Raw genomic sequence first — 21,774 nt, 5'->3', positions numbered from 1 at the left:
TTGCCCGCGCCTGAAACATCAGGCCATTTCCGGCTGCCTGGCGTGCCACCATTCGTCGACGGCCTGCTTCGCCGTTTGCTCAACCACGCTGAGCGCCATCAGCACATCGATCTTCAGCTTGGGAATGGCAAGCTCCACGGAAGGCAGCCTGGCCGTTTCCACTTGTGCGTCGACACCTTCCATAACCGCGCGGCACAGCCATTGCGTGTCCGTCGCGTCTGCTTTCGCATCGACAGTGACTCGAAAGCCACGATATTCGACTGCCATATACTCTCCCAAAACCTGACAAAACGTAATGCTCGCCCCGCCGGACGGCGGTGAGGGGGCGACTATATCACCACTTTCGTGACGCTTCAGCGAGGTCCACACGAAGTCGCGAACACGTCGTGCAAAAACACCGCGCCCGCATTCACGCCCTGTTTTAAGGAGCGATTCTGCGGGCGCAAGAACAATCGGGTCAGTTCGGACTTCCGAATTTCAGCTCGCGAGCGTGGTGCTCATCGAAGCCTGCCGCATCGTCCGCCAGCCGACGATCGCGAGCGAAACGCCCGAGATCACGGCGGCAAGCGAGACGTAATACGCGGGCGCGAGCGTATCGCCCGTCGCGTGAATCAGCACTTCGGCAATCGTCGGTGCGAAGCCGCCGAAGAGCGTCACACCAAGGCTATACGCGATGGAAAGCCCCGCCGAGCGCACGCGCACGGGAAAGATCTCCGACATCAACGCGGGCATCGGGCCCGAATAGGCGGCCTTGAAGATGCCCGCCGCGCCCTGGAGCACGAGCAGCCAGCCGAGCGTGGGGTGCCGCTGCAGCAGCGCGAACATGGGATATGTGAGCGCCGCGAGCAGGATCGACGTGGTCAGCATGATGCGGATGCGGCCGATGCGGTCCGAGAGCGCGCCCATCACCGGCGAAAGCGCGAACTGCAGGCCGCCGTTGAGCACGACCACGCCGAACGAGGTTGCCGCCGCCATGTGGAGCTGCTTCACCGCGTACATCGGCATGTAGAGCTGGAGGATGTACACGCCGACGGTGGACTGCGCAACGATGCCCACCGCGAGCACCAGGTTCACCCATTGGCGCCCGAGCCCCGGCTCATTCGTTGCGCGCGCATCCGCTTCGCTGCGCGCTTGCTGGTTCGCGACGAATTCGGGCGTCTCGTCCAGATGCGAGCGGATGTACCAGCCCACGGGCCCGAGCACGAGCCCGAAGAAGAACGGCACGCGCCAGCCCCACGCCTGCAGCTGCTCGGGCGGCAGCCACCATGCGAGCACGCCGCCGAACGACGCCGCGAGAATCGCGGCCGCGCCCTGGCTCGCGAACTGCCAGCTCGCGTAGTAGCCGCGCTTCGCAGGGCTGTGCTCGACCATGAACGCTGTCGCGCTACCGAACTCGCCACCCACCGCGAAGCCCTGCACGAGGCGCGCGAGCAGGATCAGGAGCGGCGCGGCGATGCCGATCGACGCATACGGCGGCATGACCGCCATGGCGAGCGTGCCCGCCATCATGAGCGCAATGGCGAGCGTAAGCGCGGCCTTGCGCCCCTTGCGGTCACCGTAGACGCCCAGCACGATTGCGCCGAGCGGACGCATGAGAAAAGAGATGCCGAAGGTGCCGACCGCCAGCAGCGTGGAAAGCCATTCGTCGTGCACGGGAAAGAACTGCTTCGCGATGATCGGCGCGAAGTAGCCGTAGACGAGAAAGTCGAACCACTCCAGCGCATTGCCGATCGACGAGGAGAACACGATGCGGCGCACCATGCCGCGGCTGAGCGGCGCGCCCGTTACCGATGAACCGGTCTCCATGTCAGTCTCCTCCGTTTTTATTTGGTCTACTCATTGTTCGTCGTGAACCGCGAGCGGGGGTTTTCCCGCTCGCGTCCAATACTGCTTGCCGGTTTGCCGCCTAGAAGCCCGCGGCGAGCCCGTCGCGGCGCGTATCGCTCGCGGCCACATAACCGCGCTCGGGATCGTTGCGATCGAGCTTCCAGATGAACTGGCCCGAGCCGAAGTCCATGTATGGATCGTCGATGCCCTTGATCTCGTGGCCAAGTCCTTGCAGCGCACGCGCCGTCTGCGGATTGAAGGTCGACTCGATATCGAGCGTGAAGTCGCGGTTGACCTTCCAGCGCGGCGCATCGCACGCGGCCTGCGGCTGCTGGCCGTAGTCGAGCATGCGCACGACCGACTGCAGATGCCCTTGCGGCTGCATGTCGCCGCCCATCACTCCGAAGCTCATCACCGCCTCCTGGCGGCCGTCCACCTGCTGCGTGAGGAACGCCGGAATGATGGTGTGGAACGGGCGCTTGCCGCCTGCCACGACGTTGGGTGACGCCGGGTCCATCGAAAAACCGCAGCCGCGGTTCTGCAGCGCGATACCCGTGCCCGGCACGACCACGCCCGAACCGAAGCCCATGTAGTTGGACTGGATGAAGCTCACCATCATGCCGCGCTCGTCCACGGCGGAGAGATAGATCGTGCCGCCCGAGCGCGGCATGCCGAAATCGAAGTGCGTGGCGCGCTTCGGGTCGATCAGCTTCGCGCGCTCTTTCAGATAGGCGTCGTCGAGCATCTGCTCGGGCGTGACTTCCATCGAACGCGGATCGGCAACGTAGCGATAGACGTCGGCGAACGCGAGCTTCATGGCCTCGATCTGCAGATGCTGCGATTCGAGGCTGTCGAGCGCGAGCGAGCCCATGTCGAACTGCTCGAGTATGCCGAGCGCGATCAGCGCGGCGATGCCCTGCCCGTTCGGCGGAATCTCGTGCACCGTGTAGCCGCGATAATTCTTGCCGATCGGCTCGACCCATTCCGGGCGATAGTTGCGCAGGTCGTCCAACGTGAGCGCCGCGCCGCCTTCGCGCGCAAACGCGGCGATGCGCCCGGCGAGTTCGCCTTCGTAGTAATCGCGCGGACCGCGTTCCGCCAGGCGCCGCAGCGTGGCGGCATGGCCGGGGAAGCACACGCGCTCGCTCACTTCGGGCGCGCGGCCGCGCGGCATGAAGGTGTCGGCAAAACCCGGCTGATTGTGCAATTCGGGAATCGCCGCCTGCCACTTGCGCGTGACGATGGTCGCCACCGCATGGCCGCGCTCCGCGATCTCGATGGCCGGCTCCATCAGGTCCGCGAACGGCAGCTTGCCGAACTTCGCATGCAGCGCTTCCCAGCCTGCGATCACGCCGGGCACGGTCACCGTGTCCCAGCCGCGTTTGGGCTGCTTCGCGAGGCCGTTTTCCTCGCCGTATTTGCGGCGGAAATAATCGACGCTCCACGCGGCCGGCGCATTGCCCGACGCGTTCAGGCCGTGCAGCTTCGCGCCGTCCCAGACGAGCGCGAAGCAGTCGCTGCCAAGCCCGTTCGATACCGGCTCGACCACGGCGATGGCGGCGGCGGCGGCGATGGCGGCGTCGACGGCATTCCCGCCTTTCCAGAGCATGCGCAGCCCGGCCTGCGCGGCAAGCGGATGCGATGTCGAAACGATATTGCGGGCGAACACCGGCAGGCGCGGCGTCGGATAGGGGTTTTGCCAGTTGAAGCGCGTCATGGAAGTCCGGATTCCGGTAATGAACGAAAGCAGCGGCACGCGCACGGCCGCACTCAGTTGCGGCGCGCACGGCTCATATCGACCTATCGATTATCTTGAAGGATCAGTCAAAAAAATATTAATATTTTATTCTCGACACTTAAGTTTTATTTACATGCTAACTCTACGCATGCTGCGCACCTTGCAGGCCGTCGCGCGCAGCGGGTCGTTCGCCACGGCGGCGGAAAAAACGGCGCTCACCCAGGCGGCCGTGAGCCTGCAGATGCGCGGGCTCGAAGAAGCGCTCGGGCGGCAGATCTTCGACCGCCGCGCGCGCCAGGTCGCGCTCACGCGCGAAGGCCGCGAGATCTGCGCGAAGGTCGAGCACATTCTTGCGCTGATCGACGAGCTGCCCGCCAGCGCGGGCGACACGATGCGCGGCTCGATCATCATCGGCGCGGTGGTGTCGGTGATCGGCGCGCTTTCGCTGGCCGTCGCGCATCTGAAAACGGGCCATCCGGAACTCGAAGTACGCCTCACCTCGGCGCGCTCGAACGAACTGGCGCGCATGGTGGAAGACGGCGATGTGGACCTCGCCGTCGTGGTTGGCAGTGCAGACGGTTCGCTACACGAGTCGCTCGCGTGGTCGCCGCTCTACGAAGAGCCGCTCATGCTCGTGACGAGCCGCGCGACGCCCGGCGACGACGCGCGCCGCATCCTGCGCGAGCGGGGCTTTCTGCGCTTCGACCGGCGCGTGCCGACGGGCGTCGTGATCGACCACGCGTTGCGCGAGCTAGGCATCGAACCGCTCGAATATCTGGAGCTGAACTCGATCGAAACGATCGTCTCGCTGGTGCGCAACGATGTGGGCGTGAGCGTGTTGCCCGTTCTGCAAGGCGGCAAATGGCAGAGCGATCCGCATCTGCGGCTCGTGCCGCTCCCCGGGCGGTCATTCATCCGCACGGTGGGGATGATTCATCGGAAAGCACACAAGCAGACGCTGCTCACACAAACGATTGCAGACATGCTGCGTCGGTGACAGAACGCGAAACTGCGACCATCTGTCGTGCAAATTCCTCAATAGCCTATGAATAGGCGCTTCGCGGCCGCACGGCCATGTCGCTAGAGCCTCTCGCGGGTTGACCTGCCTCAACTCGAAAGTAAAATGAAAACTCAGAAAACAAGAGCAGACGAGGCCACCCGCCTCTGATCGCTCGACAGGCCCCGCTCCCGCTCTTACCCGAGCCCGAGAATTAATTAGCAACCCAAAGTTATTTGCCGGAGAGAAACTCATGAAAGTCAGAACTCGCACCGTTGCCGTCGTCGCCATCGTGGCCAGCGCCCTGTTTGCGGGCCAGGTGTTTGCACAGACCCCCGCGCCGGCAAGCCAGCAAGGCCAGCCCGCCACCACGGTGACGCATAACGACCCGATCGTTCAAAAGCGCATGGAAGTTCGCGAGGCCAACCGGCAACAGCGCGCCCGCACAGCGGAGGCGCGCCAGACCTTCAACCAGGAAGCGCGTGACGCCAGGGCCGAGCGCAACCAGTCGGCGCAAGACTCCCGCGCCCGCGCGCAAGCCGCGCTCGACGCGCACTAAGCTCGCGCCACCCACGCGTTCGCTCCTGGGCCCAGGGCGCTGGGCTTGTACGCCTGACGTGGTGCCCGCCACGCCAATCGCGTAAGCTAACGTCGTTGCACGCTCACTCGCGAAGCCCCCCGCTTCGCGCCTCGAAGCGGGATCGACACGGAAAAGCGAACGCTCCATGCAAAGATCGCTCATCGCGCTGGCTGCAGACGGGTTGCAAAAACTGTGCGCCAAGGCGTTGCCGCTATGCGCAATCGCGCTCGCCACAGGTCTCGCCGCGTGTCAGCAATTACCCCCGCTCGGCGAGCGCACGCAAACCACGGCGCTCACGTCAGCCGAAGCGCGATCGACACAACTCGGCAAAGCCGTAGCGGCCGAACTCGCCACCCATCCCGACTTCACCGGCATCGACCCGCTCGCGAATCCGCTCGACGCCTTCGCCTCGCGCGTGGCGCTCGTGCGCAACGCCCAGCGTACGCTGGACGTCCAGTACTACATCTGGCGCAACGATCTCACCGGCACGCTGTTGCTCGAAGAACTGCGCGAGGCTGCCGACCGCGGCGTGCGCGTGCGCCTGCTGCTCGACGACAACGGCATTCCGTCCTCGCTCGACCCCACGCTCGCGGCGCTCAACGGGCATCCCAACATCGAGGTTCGGCTCTTCAATCCGTTCGTCACGCGCCAACCCAAGGCCGTCGGCTTTCTCACCGACTTCTCGCGGCTGAACCGGCGCATGCACAACAAGTCGCTCACGGCTGACGGCGTGGCGACCATTCTTGGCGGCCGCAATATCGGCGACGAATATTTCGGCGCAACTGACGGCGTCGTGTTCGCCGACCTCGACGTGCTCGCGATCGGCCCCGCCGCCACCGATGTCGCAAACGACTTCGACCGCTACTGGGCCAGCGCGTCGTCATTCCCCGCGTCGCAAATCCTGCCGTACACGGCGCCCGACGCACTCGCCACGCTCGATCGCGCGGCGCTTGCCGCGCGCACCGACCCGTCCGCGGCGGAATACATCGAAGCGCTGCGCAAGACCACCGACGTGCGCCGCCTGCTGGACGGCACGCTGCCGCTCGAATGGGCGAAGACGCAACTGGTCAGCGACGACCCCGCGAAAGCGCTGGGCACGGCGCCCAAGGAGTCGCTCATCCTCAGTCAGCTCCACGAGATCGTCGGCGATCCGCACCGCGAACTCGATCTGGTCTCGCCTTACTTCGTGCCGGGCGAGGTGGGCACGCAATACTTCACCCAGCTCGCCGCCCAGGGCGTGACCGTGCGCGTGCTGACGAACTCGCTCGAAGCCACCGATGTGTCCGCCGTCCATTCCGGCTACGCGCGGCGCCGCGTGGCGCTGCTCGAAGGCGGCGTGGAGCTGTTCGAGCTGCGGCGCGCGGCGGGCGCGAGCAAGGGCTCGGACAAAGCCGCGGGCAAAGGCGCAGGCAGCGGACCGTTCGGCAGCACGGGCTCGAGCCTGCACGCCAAGACCTTCGCCGTGGATGCGGAGCGCGTCTTCGTCGGCTCGGTGAATTTCGATCCGCGCTCGGCCAACCTCAACACCGAACTCGGGCTCGTGATCGACAGCCCCGTGCTCGCCATCCAGATCGAAAAAGCGTTCTGGACGCGCGTGCCGCAGCTCGCCTGGCAGGCGCACCTCGACGAGAACGGCAAGCTCTACTGGACGCGCCTTTCCGACGACACGGTCATCCGCTACGACACCGAGCCCAACACCACATGGAACCAGCGGCTGAGCGTCTGGTTCTTCTCCATCCTGCCTATTGAGTGGCTTTTGTAAGCCACGCATCGACAGGGTTATCCCCAATTTCTCCGAAGTTGTCTATACAACATCATGCGGACATTCCCATCGTCCGCAGCTCGCGGGCGCCCCGTATTTCCCCCCAATGTTCGGAGCCGTCCGTGGCCATGCCTGAATCCGTCGCCAACCTCGAAACCGATGGCCGCAAGATCCTGGAAACGCGCTCGATCGATTACATCCCCGAGGCGGAGCGCCACGGCAGCCTGTTCAGCCAGTTCACGCTCTGGCTTTCAGCGAATCTGCAGGTCACCGCGATCATTACCGGCGCGCTCGCCGTCGTGCTTGGCGGCGACGTCTTCTGGTCGCTCTTCGCGCTGTTGACGGGGCAACTCATAGGCGGCACGGTCATGGCGCTGCACGGCGCGCAAGGCCCGCAGCTCGGCCTGCCCCAGATGATCTCCAGCCGCGTGCAATTCGGCGTCTACGGCGCGGCCATTCCGATCGTGCTCGTCTGCATCATGTACGTCGGCTTTTCCGCGAGCGGCACGGTGCTCGCCGGCCAGGCCACGGCGCAGCTGCTCGACGTTTCCGATACGACGGGCATCTGCCTTTTCGCCGTGCTGATCGTCGTGCTGACGCTGCTCGGCTATCGCTCGATTCACTTCGTCGGGCGCATTGCCAGCGTGATCGGCGTGCTCGCGTTCGTGTTCATGTTCGCGCAGCTGTTTGCGCACCACGATATCGGCGCGCTGCTGGCCAATCGCCACTTTTCGATCGCGAGCTTCCTGCTTTCCATGTCGCTTTCGGCTTCGTGGCAGATCGCATTCGGCCCCTACGTCGCCGACTATTCGCGCTATCTGCCGCACTCGACTTCGCCCGTGCGCACGTTCCTCGCCGTCGGCCTCGGCTCGGTGATCGGCGCGCAGGCGGCGATGGTGTTCGGCGTGTTTGCGGCCGCGCTCGCGGGCCATGCGTTCGCGCACCACGAGGTGGCGTATATCGTGAGCCTCGGCGCGAGCGGCGCGGTCGCCGCGATGCTCTACTTCAGCATCGCCTTCGGCAAGCTCACCGTCACCACGCTCAACGCCTACGGCAGCTTCATGTCGATGGCGACGATCGTGAGCGCGTTTCGCGCGAAGCGCGCGATCTCCACGCGCCACCGTTTCGTCTACATCATCGGCATGGTGGGCGTCTCGACGCTCGTCGCGCTCGCGGGCCGCCACTCGTTTCTCAAGGAATTCACGGCGTTCATCCTGTTTCTGCTCGCGTTCTTCACGCCGTGGAGCGCGATCAAGCTTGCGGTGCACCAAAGTAACACCGTGCAAACCCAAGTCCAGCAAGGCTTTGCGGCTCTCGCCTGAATAGCGGCCCTGTGAGCCGCCGCACGGCTTCAGGGTCTCGTTGTACAAGCCAGGGGTCGCGAGAGCCGCCAGCGTTGAATCTTCCCCCATGCCGCCGCTTCTGGAGCATCCGGCTACCTGCACTGTCGCTCGTTGCGCGGTGATGGGTTCGCTTTTGTCCGCAATGGCCGCTTCGAATGTTTCGTGCGCGGCACTTCGGCAAGCTTTTTCCACTGTGATGATTGATCGCGCGTGATGCCGATATCCGTGAGCCGTGGTGCATGTGTCGGATTGCGCGACACTTCCTCTTTTTTCGCGTATTGATTGCTGCCGCTCGGCGTGGCTTTTGGCATCGCATGCAACAGTTTGCCTGCCTGTTTCTATGCCCGCACGCGAATGTCTGTGGCCGTGCGCTCGGCTTCGACGTTTTGCGCCTGGCGTTGCGTGTCAGAAATACCCTTCGGTGCGATCGCCTTTTTCGGGTAGCGACGGATCGGGCATTCCGATGCTCGCGCGTGATGCGGGCGTGCAACCAAATTCACGCGCGCACTTCAGGTAAAGCGCCGCCGCGCGGTTGGCAATGCCGACAAGCGGTGATTGAAACGCAACGCCGTTGACCGCATGCGCGACCAGGCCGCCACTCACCTTGTCGTGCGCGGCGGCATGCGCAAGCGCGCGCTCGGCCTGCGTCATGCGCGAGAAGGCCATGCAAAGTGCGGCCAGTGCGCCGCGATCGAGCGGTGTGATCACGCCCATGGACGCGAGCAAGCGCGCCACGCGCCTCCATTCGGTGCGAGCGGTGGCATCAAGCCATGCTGGCGGCTCAGGCACTTTGCGCGGCTCGCGTGGCGATGTGCCGTGCCTGGTTTTGCGGAAAGTGTCGCTCACAACGTGAAGCGCAACGGATTTGCGTGGCCTTCCCATGGCAATCCCCTTCGAAAATTTCGGCGCGCAGCGAGAAAAAGTGTCATGAAGGTGTTTCAAAAAAAACAGTTCAAGGTTTTGATCCGCCCCTGCCATGCGCCTTCGTCAAAAAAAGCGCCGCGCTCCGTTGCGAGAGAAGAGCGCGGCCAGAGCCTGGAGTTACATCACGACGGCTTTCTGCCGGGAGCCGTCGCCCGTGGATCACGCCTGCCGCCCGCAGCATTGCAGGGAGACGGCAGGCGCGCGCAGTCTTTACTTCGGACTCTTTACACTTTCGGTGCGGGCTTCGGTGCCGCAGCCTTCGTGCCGGTGCCGGTGCCAGTGCCGGTGCCAGCGGGCAGGAGCGAGCCCGAATAGACCAGCTTCACCTGCTGCACAACGGTCGCGGCTCGCAACTCCATCAGGAACGTGATCAGGTTCGACGTGAAGTTACTCGCGTGCTCGCGGCTCCACTCGAAGCTGAAGCCGCTACGCAGCGCGACGAATGCGCCTGCCGGACTCGCCGCCGCAACAAACTCGCCTTCTGGCACGGCGTTGGTGGGTGCGATCGTTGCGCCAGCAACACCATTGATGAGCCCCTGCAGCGGATTCACCAGGTATGCGCCGGATGAGTCTTTCGCGGTGAGCATGCCGATCCAGTCAAGCGGGTTCAGCCCAACCACGATGCCATTGCCTCCCGCCCCGTACATTGCGCCGATCACGTTGAGCACGGCATCGATCACGGTGCCACCTGCCGCAGGGGTGTACTCGATCGAGTTGGCTTCGAGCGCGGCCACGCACGCGGCGTCCATTGCATCGTTACACGACTCGCGAAGCTCGCTTTGTAGAAAGCCTTCGAGCGCAGGCGCATCCTCAAACAGTTGCCAACTCAACGTTTTGTGTACCGCGATGGTATCGACCGGGACCAGGCGCGGCGATGGCTTGTTGACAAGCTCAGGCTTGGTCGAGCCTTCAGGGGCCGCCGCCGCACCGCCTTCCGGGTTCATGTCGATCACCTGCAGCGCGTTCGAACCAGTCGGCGTCGAAGCGAGCGCGGCCCACAGGCGCGGCGGCCTGAGCGGCGCAGGCAAAACCTGTTGCGGCAATACCGGATAGCCGTTGCCCGCATCGGCGATGGTCGAGAGCAGTGCGGCCTTCACATCGAGGTCTGGCACATCGGCACGCACGGTGCGTGCGCCAGCACGGAACGTTGTGAGCGCATCGTGTTTGAGAATGAGCGTGGCCATTGAGCGGGCATCACTGCCGCGCACGATGCCGCCTTCGCCCAGGCCAGCGAGCTTCTGTCCGAGATCGATCAGGCTTGTGCCCTGATCGTTGAGCTTGCCGTTGAGTGCCGCGATATCGGTGCCCGCTTTCGTCAGCAGGGCTTCAATGTGTGCATCGCGCTCGGCAAGCGCGGTGCGCACTTCTTCAAGGGTGACAGGCATGATGATCCTCACATGAGATGCGGCACGCGCACGCGCGCGGGTTGCCGCAAAGCGCCGAGGAGAGCATCTTCGTTTTCCGCTTCCCACGGATCAGAGTGCAGGCTCATCTTCAGGCTTGCAATGAAAGTGCGTGCGTCATCGCGGCTCAGTCCGGCATCCCGCAGGACCGTCTCAAGTTGACGCACACTCGAAAGAGACTTCAAACTCGATTGATCTACGCGCGCGAGTTTGTTCGCTGGCGCGATCACCAATGAAATTTCCACAACATCCACGCGCGTAAGCTCGCGCAACTCGCCATCGAGCCTTGCGCCTCCTGGCTGCACGCGAAAACCAATGCTCACGCCATCGAGCGCACCGGCCTTCATGTGCCGCATGGTGTCATCGCTCAGTAGAACGCCCGCCGTCATGCGGCCATCAAAGTGCAGGCCGATATCATCTTCGGCGAGATTCACGGCCTTGCCCAGCAGGTTGTCCATCCAGTGATTGAACAGGAGCGGCACCTGCCTGCGTGATGCGATGGATTCGGCAAACGCGCCACGGCGCACCACATCGCCCCAGCTATCGACGTTGTCAAAGACGGATGCGTAGCCAGTGAATGCGCCGCTCTTCGCGGCATCAAACTTGACTTCGATGTTGTTGCCGATGAGTGCACCATGCGAAAGGCCATCATCGGCAAACCGGTTCTCGCTCATGGCGTTCCTCCTGTGCGCGCGGGCGGCGCAGGCCATAGATGGTTTCGCGGCCCGTGCGACCATTCACGCTCGCGATGAGCGGGCCGAATTCCCCTGATCGCTGATCGATCAGCATGACAATCAGCCCGGTTGGATCACTAAGCACTGCGAGCCGAAAGCCGTCCTCAACCGCAGCGGCAACAATTTCAGCCGTTTCTTCATCGAGCGCGGTGCACACAAATTCGATCACTTCGCCACTCGTTCGCAGTGCGTTGCCGTAAAACTGCGCCGCTTCATTCATCGCTCGCTCCAATGACAAACCATCATGAAACCTGGTGCGCATGCAGCGAAAATTAGCGCTTCACGGCCCGCGTGGCAAGTCAGTTGATCGCGTGCGCCGCCGTGGTTGCCGTTTCGGTGCTTGCGAGTTCGAAACCATCGAGCATGCCCACAAGCATGCGCAAGCCTGCACAGGCTGCGCGCCGCCGACCGGCTTTCGTGCGCCGTTCATGCCTGCCCTGTGCCGCCGTGAGACTGCTATGCGCTTGGCAAAGCTCCAGCGTGAAGAGCCCGAAGCGCTCCAGCGCACGGGCATCGTTCATCAACGCGCTCAGATTGCCGAAGCATCCGGCCACATAGTCGCGCACACCGCTCGCATCGCCAGCGTATGGCACCGCTCCGTGATGCTCCTGCACGAAAACGAGAAGCGAGCACGCAAAGCGCAGCGCAGGCGGTTCATTGGGAATGCTTGTCATCATGGCCGCCTCCTAGTGCCTTGTCTCGTTGCCCGGTGCCACGAATGCCGCGTGGACGGGCTTGCTAAAAAAAGGCTCGCCGCTCTTCTCCATGATCGTGCGCATTGCGCGAACGAGCGTCGGCCCGCGTGGATTCTGCCCAACGCGTAGCGTCGCTTTCGCGAGCGGCACCGCATCGCGCATGGTTTCCTCCGTTGCGCCACGCTCGATCAAGGCTGCAAGCGCAGTGCGCATCTTCCTGCGGTCATTCTGGTTGTCCATCGGACTGCACAACCCATCGCGGCAGAGCGCTTGATACGCGCTCATCATCGCATCGACGCTAACGCCGTCGTGCCGCTTCGCGTTGAGTTCAGCGATGAGTTCTGTGAGCGTTCGCTCAATCAAAACCCACGGGCATGCGTACGTTCCGTCGAGCTTCGGCTTGGCGATCTCTACCGCCTTGATCATCAATGAAGGTTGGCATCGTTCGGCGGCCATCAACTGAAGCCGGTTAAGCATGCGACTTATCATCAACGGCTTTGGGGGAACGCCAAAAGCTTCGACAAACGGCAAAGCAAGCGCCGCTACCCGCTCGCGCACTTGCGGTGACTCTTCGGCCAAGCGGGCTATCAATCCATAAACATCGCGGCGCGCGCTAGCGCGACCGGCGATGAGGGCCGCTCTTTCTCGCTCACCCGAACGCTGCTCTATACGCTCCGGTAAACGCTCTAAAACGCTCGTACTGCATGGTGCGGCAATCCGATGGGTTTCATGCGGTAACCCGTCACCCTCCGTGCAGTAATCCGGCGCACCCGTGCGGTAATCCGGCGCGCCATTTGCGGTAACCCGACCATCCGTCTGCGGTAATCCGAAGGCTTCCGGCAAGCCTTGCGCGTGCGATGGATTACCGCCCGGTGCGGTAATCGACGCGTCCGGTGGATTGCCGCGTGATGCGGTGAACCGCCGCTTGCGGTCACGCTTTTGCTGCTTTGCACGACCGCGTTCGAGAAACGCATTCCAGCCGATATTCTCGGGATAGATGTCGTGAAGCCGGTGCATGTCCACGCGGCGGGCGATGCGGCGTCGCGGCTTGCCATCGTCATCGGGATCGTTCGCGGGAAACTCGAAGTCGCGCATGCGCACGGTGAGCCCTTTGCGGTCGAACTCAGCGAGCGCACGTTGCACGGTGTCCTCGCTCACGCCTGCGCGGTGCGCGAGGCGCAGGGCAGACGGCCAGACCATGCAGCCGTCATCCTTGATGTAGGCCACGAGCACGCGCGCCACTGCCTGCCTGCTATCGGGGAACGGCCAGGCGTCGAGCGCGAGTTCGGCGGCGCGGCGCGCGCTCGGGTTGTCCGCGCTTACGGGGCGACCGGCGCTCACGATAATTCTCCGATTGCTTGCGCAGCGGTCCTGTCTGCCGTAGGCTTGTCAAGCCTTTCGTCGTTGATGTTCTCGGTGCCCGCTTCGCGCGGGCCCTTCTTTGCCTTCATGATGTTTCTCCTCAAGCTTCGGTTTCTGCCGAAGCATCAATTCGCGCTTGAATCCAGGCGTCGACCTGCGTTTCTCGCCACGCGACGCGCGTGCCACCGATATCCACCGAGCGCGGGAATTCACCCTGCTTCATGCGCACATAAATTGTGGTTGTGCTGAGTCCCGTGCGTGCGCGCACTTCGCGAAGGCGAAGCAAGCGCTCCTTGGCATCGAGAAAGATTTGATCGTGGTTGGGCATCGCCGTCCTCCTCAGAAAGCTCCAGCAAACATCGGCAAGTCTAGGCGCTCTCTTGAGCAACGCAAGAGCGCCGCACAATGCCCGACCGATGCACTTATCGTTGAGGCGCAAAAACGAGAGGGGCAAACCGCTATGCAACCGTTGATATTCCGGGCTTTGCCTGCACGCGACGGGTTCAAATTTTTCGGTGCATAAAAATGAAAACGGCAGGGCAACGGCGTGCGACGGACGAAAAAAATGCCCCGTGAGGGGCATTCGGCGAGGGGCATTCGTCGTGCAAGTGTCGTGATCGCTCACGCGGCGGCTCGCTGTTTTGCCGCGTGCTCTGCCAGTGGCACGCGCAATTTTTCGAGCTTCGCGCGGTTCACATCGAAGCCCTGGACAAGCGCTCCGCTCAGACGATCGATCAGCAGGAGCCGCGATACCCCGCGCTTCGAAAGCAAGTGCAACGCAATCATGCCGCTTGTATCGCCCTTGTATCCCACAAGCGCGCCGTTGAAGTTGTGCATGAAAATCTCAACGCGTTCGAATGCTTCGCTGAAGAGCCGTCGCGCGGTCATCCGACCTGCGAAGTGCAATGCGAGCGCACTGCTCTTGATCCGCTTCCACTCCTTTGCCGTTGATGGCCGCACGCGGGTTTGCACACCGACCTCGCGCTCCAGCCGTTGCACTTCCTGCTCATGCCCGCGCTTCTCGCTCTCAAGCTCGCGCGTGAGCTTCACGAATGTCTGCGGTGCATCGCCTTCATCGGCCAGCAATGCGCGCGTGATCTTCGCGAGCTTGGCTTCGGTGGCCGCAACGCGCTTGCGTGCCGCCGCGAGCGACTTCATGAGGGGATCGGGCTCATCATTGCCTTCGAGCAGCGCACTCAGGTTGAACTGATCCGAGCAGTATTCAAGGATGGCATGCTCGATCGGCGCAACCATGCAGCTATCGCCGCCAGGGCAACGCTCACCGAAAAAGTAGTAGCGATAGCAGCGCAGGCGTCTCTGGTTCGGCAGTCCGTCCGCACGCGGCTTCGCGCGTGGCGCGCTTGCCTTGATGTTCTGTCCGGCCATCAGCGTGCCGCAGTATCCGCAGTAGGTGATCTTCTGGCCTGTGATGATGCCCGGCACTTCACCCTTGAGGCCTTGGCGGAAACTGCGCTTGCTCACGACTAGCTGAAGCTCATCGTATCTGTCGGCGCTCAGTAGCGCGGGATAGTAGCCTTCGAGCGAGAATGTTGCGCCATCAACGTTTATCGTTTTCACGCCCTTGAGCGCAGGCGAAGTGATGATCTGCCGCACGCGCGATGTTGGATACTTCTCGCTGATCGCGAGCCCTTCTTCGGCCAGTGCTTCGGTGATCCTGATCGAGCCATACCCGGCCATGTAGTAGTGGATCATGCGGCGCATGGGTTCGGCGCGCTCTTCATCGAGCACAAAGCGTTGCGCGTCATCGTCCCACTTGACCCAGTTCGGATCGGTCTGCACACCGCCAACCTTGCCCTTGTATTCACCCTTGAGCCAGCCTTCGCACTTTTCGCGGATGGCCCCCTTGATGAGTTCGGACTTGCGCGAGCTTTCCTTGTGTGCGCGGCTCATGTCGACAATCACTTCGAGCAGTGACCATTCATCTTTCGTCATGCTCTCCTTGTCCCATCGCTTGCCATTCGTTGCAGTCACAACCGATATGCCCGCTTCGATGATCTCCGAGAGCAGGCGGAAAGCCGCCATCGGTGTCTGACGCGAGAAGCGGTCCCAGGATTCGAGCACAAGCACACTGCCAGGCTCAACCATGCCCGCCTCAATGCGCTTCAGGAATTCGTGAAGCGCACCGCCCTGCTTGACGTGCCGACCATGAAAGGCCGACTTGCCCGCATCGAACATTCGGAGCGATTCATCGAGCACAAGCCCGTGCTTTTTCGCGTAGTCGCTCGCGTATCGCAACTGCCGTGCAAGGCTGGAGCCTTCGGCCTGGGCAGGCGTGCTGAATCGGATGTAGGAGTAGCAACGCGCGGCGTGGCGCGGCACGCTCGCGGCTTTGGGTTTGGCGCTCATGGTCTGGCCCTGCTTCAACGGGGAAAAACTTCATTATATTCGCGAAGTGCCAGCAACCTGGTGGACTTCTACTGCTTCACGCGCTCGCGCTACGACGTGCCGGCGCTCTCGAACCCCGATGGCCGCTACGGCCGCTGGAACGCCAAGGCGATCGGCATCTACGTGCTCGGCGTGCTGGTGCAGATGCCGTTCATCTCGACGAGCTTCTATACGGGCCCCTTCGTCGACGCACTCGGCGGCACGGACATCTCGTGGATTCTCGGCCTGATCGTGCCTGGCGTGCTCTACTACGCCGCCATGCGCCTCACGCCGCCGGTCATTCCGGAACGTCTGATCCTGCCGGTCGAGCAGGATTGACCCGTGCGGCGCAGCGCGCCGCCGAAGCCCGGATTACGAACCGAGTTGGACGTATCTGCTCGCCTCGGCGAGGAGCCATGCCTCGAATCCCTGCAGTTGAGGCGAATGCTGCTTTTGCTCGGGATAAACCAGGTAGTATCCCTTGTCGCTGGTTAGCGAAAGCTTGCAAGGCAGGAGCAATTCGCCAATGGCTAGCTCGTGCGAAACAAAGAAGCGCGGCACGAGCGCGATTCCCAGCCCTGCGCGCGCCGCTTCCACCAGCATCGAAAACAGTTCGTAACGCTGGCCTTGCATGCAATCGGCGTCGTGAATGCCGGCCTGTGCGAACCAATGCCGCCACGCGTCCGGCCGCGCCGACTGATGCAGCAGCGTGAACTCCGACACTTCACGGGGTTCCAGCGACACCCTTCCCTTTAGCAGCTGCGGACTGCATACAGGCGTCATCTCCTCCCCGAAAAGGTACCTGGCAATCGAGCCAGGCCAGACAGGGTCGCCAAAGTGAATGGCCGCGTCGAACAGGGTATCGGTGAAGAGGAACGGCTCTGCCCGGGTCGCCAGATTCACCGTCACGTGCTTGTGCTCTGCATAGAAGAGCGGGAGACGCGGAATCAGCCAGCGCGTGGCGAATGTCGGAATCACTGCGAGTTCAAGGATGCCGCCGGCCTCACGGTGCGCCATGGCGGCCAGCGTGTCGCGCTCCATCCTTGCAAGGTTGTCACGCACCTGCCGGGCGTAGATTTCGCCAATCTCGGTCAGGCTCAGCCGTTTCTTGACGCGATTGAAAAGCGGCACGCCCAAATACTCCTCGAGCGCCGCCACCTGCCGCCCCACTGCGCTTTGGGTCAGCGCCAATTCGTCTGCACTACGGGTAAAGCTCAGGTGCCTCGCCGCCGCCTCGAATGCGATCAGCGCTTCCATACCCGGAATCTTTCTTCTCACGTTCCTTCCTCAAACGCACAACGTTGCGAGTTTATATCGTTTGCATGGCGCGAACCACGTAGCAACAATGTCTCCATGTGCTCCCCTGGTTATCGCCGCTACCTGTGGATTCCCGCAGGATCGCCGCGTCAACCCGGAAGTGAAAATCGCTCCCGCGTATGGCGGACGCATTACGACCGCGCGGATCACCAGATTCCGGCATTCCTCGAATGTCATTCAGTATTCCGTATCAATACATCCTACCACTGAAGGAACGATCCATGGCCTCCGATTCTCTTCCTGCAAAGTTCAAACCTTATACCCGGCAGACGATCAGCCAGGCTCCGCAATGGCAGACGCTTCCTGAAGCGCTCCGGGAAGCTGTACAGGTGGTCTCCCGTGTCATGCCGTTTCGCACGAATCAGTACGTCATGGATGAATTGATCGACTGGACCAATGTTCCGGACGATCCCATCTATCGGCTCACGTTTCCCCATGAGGACATGCTTTCGCCTTCCGACTATGCAAACTTGAGAGACCTGGTATTGGTCAAGAAGAACGAGGCAGCTATCGAAGAATCGGTGCGCCAGATCCGCTTGTCCATGAACCCGCATCCAGCCGGCCAGTTGACGCATAACGTCCCCTTCATAGACGGGCAGCCGGTGCGTGGACTGCAGCACAAGTACAAGGAGACGGTGCTCTTCTTCCCGAGCGCAGGCCAGACATGTCATGCATACTGCACCTTCTGTTTCCGCTGGCCGCAATTTGTCGGCATGGACGATCTCAAGTTCGACGCCAGGGAGTCGAACGAACTCGTCGCCTATCTCAAGCTGCATCCCGAGGTCACCGATGTTCTGATCACCGGCGGCGACCCGCTCATCATGAACACGCGTTCGCTCGCCGGCTATATCGAGCCGCTGCTTGTGCCGGAGCTTTCGCATATCCAGAACATTCGCATCGGCACCAAATCTGTCGCCTACTGGCCTCAGCGATTCGTGACCGACAAGGACTCCGACGATCTGTTGCGCCTGTTCGAAAAGGTCGTTGCGTCGGGCAAGAATCTCGCGATCATGGGCCACTACAATCATCCGGCCGAGTTGCGGACTCCCATTGCGCAGCGCGCGGTCAAACGGATCGTTTCATCGGGCGCCACGCTGCGCATGCAGGCGCCGCTCATCCGTCACATCAACGAAGATCCAAAAGGCTGGGCTGAGTTGTGGACGACAGGCGTTCGTCTGGGCGCTATTCCCTACTACATGTTTGTCGAGCGGGATACCGGACCCAGCCACTATTTCCAGTTGCCACTGGCGCGAGCCTACGAAGTTTTCCAGGCCGCATATCAGTCGGTATCGGGTCTGGCGCGCACGGTTCGCGGCCCCTCGATGAGCGCCTTCCCCGGCAAGGTCGTCGTAGACGGAATTGTCACGATCGGTGGCGAAAAGGTGTTTGCCCTGCAGTTCCTGCAGGCACGCAATCCTGACTGGGTGCGTCGTCCCTTCTACGCCCGGTTCGATCCCACGGCAACCTGGCTTGACGATCTCGTACCCGCTTTCGGCGAAACGAAGTTCTTCTTCGAAAACGACCACGACGCGCCGCGCAAGACACTGCAACTGGTCGCGCGGCATTCCGGACGCTATATCCCGGGATCTTCAGACGAGAGCCAGCGCGCCGTCGCGGCCGAAGCATGAATGTCTTTCACATACGTTTCCAGGAGATCCCATGGCCTACGTGGTAACGGAAGCCTGCATCCGATGCAGATACACCGATTGCGTCGAAGTATGCCCGACCGATTGCTTCCGCGAGGGTCCGAACTTTCTCGTGATCGACCCTGACGAGTGCATTGATTGTGGCGTTTGCGCGCCGGAGTGCCCGATTGATGCCATCGTATCGGCCGACGAGATCGACGACAGCCAGCGCCAGTTTGTCGACCTCAATATCGCATTGGCCAAGCAGTGGCCTGCGATCACCGCCAAACAACCCGCGCTGCCGGATGCGGAGGACTGGAGGGATGTTCGCCCCAAGTTGCAGCATCTCGCGAGGGAACGCGTCATGAGTTAGCGGGGCTGGAGATGGCGACCGATTCCTGCACGGTCGCCAACTCTTCCGTTCGATGGTCAGGAGCCTATGACCGCAGTTCCCGTTAGCAGTACGCCGGCTCTCACTTCCCTGGCGAAAACCACTTGCCATATGTTCGCTCGTAGGTTCCATCCTCGTACATGGCGAGTAGCGTCTCGTTGATCGTCTTGCGCAGTGGACTGCCGTTGGCTACGGCAATGCCAATTCGCTCCGGCCGGAAGATCGGCCCGACGACGGCGAGTTCACCGGTGCCAGGCCTGGCAGTGCAGTATTGAAGCGTCGGCTCCACTCCCGCGTGCGGCCAGTCATGGTCAAGGGCGAAGTTCCGCTCGTAAGCTGGACCCGTCAACGACAAGGATTCTCGAGCAGGTTGTTTCGCTGCATACGCTAGCCCCTGCGGAACCGCCTGCTCTTTGGATACGTATCGGACCTTGGTCCGATAGAACGAACACGTCCAGCCGACTAATTTGGAAGGCGCGCCGTCGTTTCAACCGAAACAAATCCCAAATGGCGACTGGGGTTCGTTAGGAAACTTCATACTCTCCGGCAAGAACCCGATCAGGAAGTACCCTGGATATCTTAATTAATTCGTGGCGGTCGTGGCACGACCTCAGGGACGCGGATGCCCTCGCCGCGCAGCGGCTGAACGCCCAAGCCTCTCTAATCGCAACACGCATCCAGGACCGCTTTCAGGACGTGAGCGTGTCTGTGGCCCAGATTGAGAGCATGCTGGGTAGCCGGACGCTCACCGACGTCCAGCTCGCGCAACTGGCACTGGCCATGCGTCCCGCGCTCGGTGATGTATTCATTGCTGTCTTCGCGCCAGACGGCCGGCTACTCGCCGGGTCGCGTGCGAGTGTCGACAACGAGGTGCCTGGCCTTGACTCCCTGTTGGCGCGTGTGCGGAATGCCCCATCCGCCGCGGTCACTGAACCTGCTGCGCGGGGACAAGAGGAGGTGGTCATATTCGCAAAGGGCCATCGTAGCCGGGCAGGCGAACTCGACGCGGTAATCGTCCAGGTGATCAACGTCGAACAGCAACCGCTCGCAGGCATGGATTTGCCGGCAGGAACTTTCGTCCTGTTGCGCGACGGTGCAGACCGCGTCGTCGCACGCTACCCGGCCGACCACACGATGCCGCCAGGACAGAAGTTGATCGACGGCGCGGCGACGACCGGCCCCACACCAACGACCCGCTATCTGCGCTCGCGTCTGGACGGCGCACAGGAGTTGGTGGCCACGCGCAGGATTCCTCTCTGAACCATCGGAACCTACTGGACACTTGATGTCCGCCTTGCGGTCAATGAATACCGCACGAGCGTCCGCCAAAGTTTGTACTTCAACCTCGCTGGTATGGCCACGGTCCTGGTCTTGCTGGCGAGCGCCGTGCTGCTCGTGCGCCGTGAGCGTCACCTCTTCCTGATTGCATCCATTGTGAAGAGCATGCCCACGCCCGTCGTCGTGGTAGCAGCCGACACCGGTAAGGTTCTGGTTGCCAATTAAGCCATGCTGGATGCATTCGGTGCGGTCGTCGGCAAGGGACAACCGTTTGCACGACTGTTTGTGGACCCCACAGCATGGGCTGAGACACAGACGGTTAGTCAGAATGAGGCGGTCGCGATGCTCACGCGCGACGGACCCCGGCATATGCTGCTGCACAGCACGCGACTCCCCCTTGGCGTGCGAGCCGATGAATCCGATGCACTGCTGCTCACACTCGTCGACGTTAGTCACCAGCAGCAGCAACTCACTCAGCTACGCACCGAAGCCGAAGTGGACTCGCTCACAGGACTCGCGAACCGCCGCAGTTTTGCGAGGACCGCTGCACAGGCGGTTGCCCATGCACGGGAACAGCACAGGCCGCTATCGGTGCTGGCACTGGATCTGGACTACTTCAAGCGCGTGAACGACACGTACGGTCACGCAACTGGGGATTACGTTCTGACTGCCGTGGCGCGTGTCCTCAAAGGTGCGCTGCGCGCGGAGGATTTGGCGGCTCGCGTCGGCGGCGAGGAATTCGCCGCCATCCTGCCCGACACGACAGCAGAGCAGGCTCAAACGGTCGCCGAACGAATTCGCGTTTGCATCCAGAATACGCCGATCGTCGTGGAGGCTGGACAAACCATTTCGCAAACCGTGAGCATTGGCATCGCGTCCTATCACGACGGCGAAGATAACCTTGTGCCAGCCCACGAGCGCGCCGATGCGGCGCTTTATGCGGCCAAGAGCGCGGGACGTAACCGTGTCCACGTCTCCACGTCGGCTCCCGCCGGATCCACGGAAACGAAATCGCGCGCGCCATCAGGTTCTGCAAGCCAGCTACGTGCGACAGGCGGAGATAGCAAGTGAATCGCAAATAGCGCAGTCGGCGAATTTTCTCCTCTCACCCCGAAACAAAGGACGGTCAGCCGATCGGCTGGTCCGCTCCGATAGCCGTGGCAACACTCTCACGAAGCTTCGAAACCAGGATTTCGGCCGTCTTCGGTCGCGCGTAAAACCAGGATTCGCGACGCCCAAACGCCAGAACCCCGGTGCTCTTTCGGAGCCACCGGGGTTCTGGACGTTACTGCATAAGGAGCCTGACGATTACCTACTTTCACACGGGCAATCCGCACTATCATCGGCGTGGAGCTGTTTCACGGTCCTGTTCGGGATGGGAAGGGGTGGGACCAGCTCGCTATGGTCATCAGG

At 62.3% G+C, this 21,774-nt stretch carries 21 protein-coding genes, 1 rRNA gene and 2 pseudogenes; 10 read left to right on the top strand and 14 right to left on the bottom strand.

All coding sequences use genetic code 11. The annotated features are described in order from the left end of the window. Window positions 1–18: 18 nt before the first annotated feature. The 3 genes from AB4Y40_RS39135 to AB4Y40_RS39125 form a co-directional block, all read right to left on the bottom strand. The gene (locus AB4Y40_RS39135; protein ID WP_368692415.1) at window positions 19–369 is read right to left on the bottom strand and encodes a hypothetical protein; all 351 of its coding nucleotides are present in this window, start codon (window positions 367–369) and stop codon (window positions 19–21) included. A 108-nt stretch (window positions 370–477) separates the two neighbouring features. Next, window positions 478–1,806, bottom strand: a complete 1,329-nt coding sequence (locus AB4Y40_RS39130) for an MFS transporter (protein ID WP_368692414.1) — start codon at window positions 1,804–1,806, stop codon at window positions 478–480. A 100-nt stretch (window positions 1,807–1,906) separates the two neighbouring features. Then, the gene (locus AB4Y40_RS39125; protein WP_368692413.1) at window positions 1,907–3,544 is read right to left on the bottom strand and encodes a gamma-glutamyltransferase family protein; all 1,638 of its coding nucleotides are present in this window, start codon (window positions 3,542–3,544) and stop codon (window positions 1,907–1,909) included. Window positions 3,545–3,698: 154 nt separating this feature from the next. Between AB4Y40_RS39125 and AB4Y40_RS39120 the strand changes: the two genes are divergently transcribed. The 4 genes and pseudogenes from AB4Y40_RS39120 to AB4Y40_RS39105 all read left to right on the top strand — a co-directional run. Then, window positions 3,699–4,562 carry a LysR substrate-binding domain-containing protein gene (locus tag AB4Y40_RS39120; RefSeq protein ID WP_368692412.1) on the top strand — a complete coding sequence of 288 codons (864 nt, stop codon included), beginning with the start codon at window positions 3,699–3,701 and terminating at the stop codon, window positions 4,560–4,562. A gap of 253 nt (window positions 4,563–4,815) precedes the next feature. Then, window positions 4,816–5,121, top strand: a complete 306-nt coding sequence (locus AB4Y40_RS39115; protein WP_368692411.1) for a hypothetical protein — start codon at window positions 4,816–4,818, stop codon at window positions 5,119–5,121. A gap of 166 nt (window positions 5,122–5,287) precedes the next feature. Continuing rightward, entirely contained in the window at window positions 5,288–6,904 is a 1,617-nt protein-coding gene (locus AB4Y40_RS39110) for a phospholipase D family protein (protein WP_368692410.1), read from the top strand. A 128-nt stretch (window positions 6,905–7,032) separates the two neighbouring features. Then, a pseudogene (locus AB4Y40_RS39105) lies at window positions 7,033–8,157 on the top strand (cytosine permease); the annotation flags it as partial. A 495-nt stretch (window positions 8,158–8,652) separates the two neighbouring features. Here the strand turns inward: AB4Y40_RS39105 and AB4Y40_RS39100 are convergent. The 8 genes from AB4Y40_RS39100 to AB4Y40_RS39065 form a co-directional block, all read right to left on the bottom strand. Further along, entirely contained in the window at window positions 8,653–9,225 is a 573-nt protein-coding gene (locus AB4Y40_RS39100) for a phage terminase small subunit P27 family (protein WP_368692409.1), read from the bottom strand. Between the two features lie 170 nt (window positions 9,226–9,395). Beyond that, the gene (locus AB4Y40_RS39095) at window positions 9,396–10,556 is read right to left on the bottom strand and encodes a phage major capsid protein (protein ID WP_368692408.1); all 1,161 of its coding nucleotides are present in this window, start codon (window positions 10,554–10,556) and stop codon (window positions 9,396–9,398) included. A gap of 8 nt (window positions 10,557–10,564) precedes the next feature. Next, window positions 10,565–11,248, bottom strand: a complete 684-nt coding sequence (locus tag AB4Y40_RS39090; protein ID WP_368692407.1) for an HK97 family phage prohead protease — start codon at window positions 11,246–11,248, stop codon at window positions 10,565–10,567. After that, the gene (locus AB4Y40_RS39085) at window positions 11,223–11,528 is read right to left on the bottom strand and encodes a hypothetical protein (RefSeq protein WP_368692406.1); all 306 of its coding nucleotides are present in this window, start codon (window positions 11,526–11,528) and stop codon (window positions 11,223–11,225) included. Before AB4Y40_RS39085 ends, AB4Y40_RS39090 begins: the two co-directional genes overlap by 26 nt. A gap of 79 nt (window positions 11,529–11,607) precedes the next feature. Further along, complete coding sequence (locus AB4Y40_RS39080; protein WP_368692405.1) at window positions 11,608–11,985, bottom strand: hypothetical protein; 378 nt, start codon at window positions 11,983–11,985, stop codon at window positions 11,608–11,610. A gap of 9 nt (window positions 11,986–11,994) precedes the next feature. After that, window positions 11,995–13,344 (bottom strand): hypothetical protein, encoded by a 1,350-nt coding sequence (locus AB4Y40_RS39075; RefSeq protein ID WP_368692404.1) that lies wholly within the window; start codon window positions 13,342–13,344, stop codon window positions 11,995–11,997. 121 nt (window positions 13,345–13,465) lie between these two features. Next, on the bottom strand, window positions 13,466–13,990 hold the full coding sequence (locus tag AB4Y40_RS39070; RefSeq protein WP_368692403.1) for a helix-turn-helix transcriptional regulator: 525 nt from the start codon (window positions 13,988–13,990) through the stop codon (window positions 13,466–13,468). Beyond that, window positions 13,987–15,732, bottom strand: a complete 1,746-nt coding sequence (locus AB4Y40_RS39065; protein WP_368692402.1) for a recombinase family protein — start codon at window positions 15,730–15,732, stop codon at window positions 13,987–13,989. The genes AB4Y40_RS39070 and AB4Y40_RS39065 overlap by 4 nt, the downstream gene beginning before the upstream one ends. Before the next feature lie 45 nt (window positions 15,733–15,777). Between AB4Y40_RS39065 and AB4Y40_RS39060 the strand changes: the two are divergent. Then, window positions 15,778–16,089: pseudogene (locus tag AB4Y40_RS39060) on the top strand (cytosine permease); the annotation flags it as partial. A 33-nt stretch (window positions 16,090–16,122) separates the two neighbouring features. Here AB4Y40_RS39060 and AB4Y40_RS39055 read toward each other — a convergent pair. After that, window positions 16,123–17,007 carry a LysR family transcriptional regulator gene (locus tag AB4Y40_RS39055; protein ID WP_368692401.1) on the bottom strand — a complete coding sequence of 295 codons (885 nt, stop codon included), beginning with the start codon at window positions 17,005–17,007 and terminating at the stop codon, window positions 16,123–16,125. Window positions 17,008–17,288: 281 nt separating this feature from the next. On the opposite strand from AB4Y40_RS39055, the gene AB4Y40_RS39050 reads away from it, so the two are divergent. Beyond that, complete coding sequence (locus tag AB4Y40_RS39050) at window positions 17,289–18,695, top strand: KamA family radical SAM protein (RefSeq protein ID WP_368692400.1); 1,407 nt, start codon at window positions 17,289–17,291, stop codon at window positions 18,693–18,695. 31 nt (window positions 18,696–18,726) lie between these two features. Further along, on the top strand, window positions 18,727–19,065 hold the full coding sequence (gene fdxA / locus AB4Y40_RS39045) for a ferredoxin FdxA (RefSeq protein ID WP_368692399.1): 339 nt from the start codon (window positions 18,727–18,729) through the stop codon (window positions 19,063–19,065). 100 nt (window positions 19,066–19,165) lie between these two features. Here fdxA and AB4Y40_RS39040 read toward each other — a convergent pair whose 3' ends face one another. Next, on the bottom strand, window positions 19,166–19,372 hold the full coding sequence (locus AB4Y40_RS39040; protein WP_368692455.1) for a transporter substrate-binding domain-containing protein: 207 nt from the start codon (window positions 19,370–19,372) through the stop codon (window positions 19,166–19,168). Window positions 19,373–19,785: 413 nt separating this feature from the next. Between AB4Y40_RS39040 and AB4Y40_RS39035 the strand changes: the two genes are divergently transcribed. From AB4Y40_RS39035 to AB4Y40_RS39025, 3 genes are all read left to right on the top strand, one after another. Then, complete coding sequence (locus AB4Y40_RS39035) at window positions 19,786–20,343, top strand: hypothetical protein (protein ID WP_368692398.1); 558 nt, start codon at window positions 19,786–19,788, stop codon at window positions 20,341–20,343. A 93-nt stretch (window positions 20,344–20,436) separates the two neighbouring features. Further along, window positions 20,437–20,586 (top strand): hypothetical protein, encoded by a 150-nt coding sequence (locus AB4Y40_RS39030; protein ID WP_368692397.1) that lies wholly within the window; start codon window positions 20,437–20,439, stop codon window positions 20,584–20,586. A gap of 3 nt (window positions 20,587–20,589) precedes the next feature. Further along, on the top strand, window positions 20,590–21,432 hold the full coding sequence (locus tag AB4Y40_RS39025; protein WP_368692396.1) for a GGDEF domain-containing protein: 843 nt from the start codon (window positions 20,590–20,592) through the stop codon (window positions 21,430–21,432). Window positions 21,433–21,660: 228 nt separating this feature from the next. On the opposite strand, the gene rrf is transcribed toward AB4Y40_RS39025, so the two are convergent. Then, a 5S ribosomal RNA gene (gene rrf / locus AB4Y40_RS39020) occupies window positions 21,661–21,774 on the bottom strand.

Source organism: Paraburkholderia sp. EG287B (genome assembly GCF_040965595.1).
Classification (GTDB): Bacteria; Pseudomonadota; Gammaproteobacteria; order Burkholderiales; family Burkholderiaceae; genus Paraburkholderia.
The sequence above is the reverse complement of the archived record's forward strand: the minus strand, read 5'-3'. Positions and strand labels throughout refer to the sequence as shown.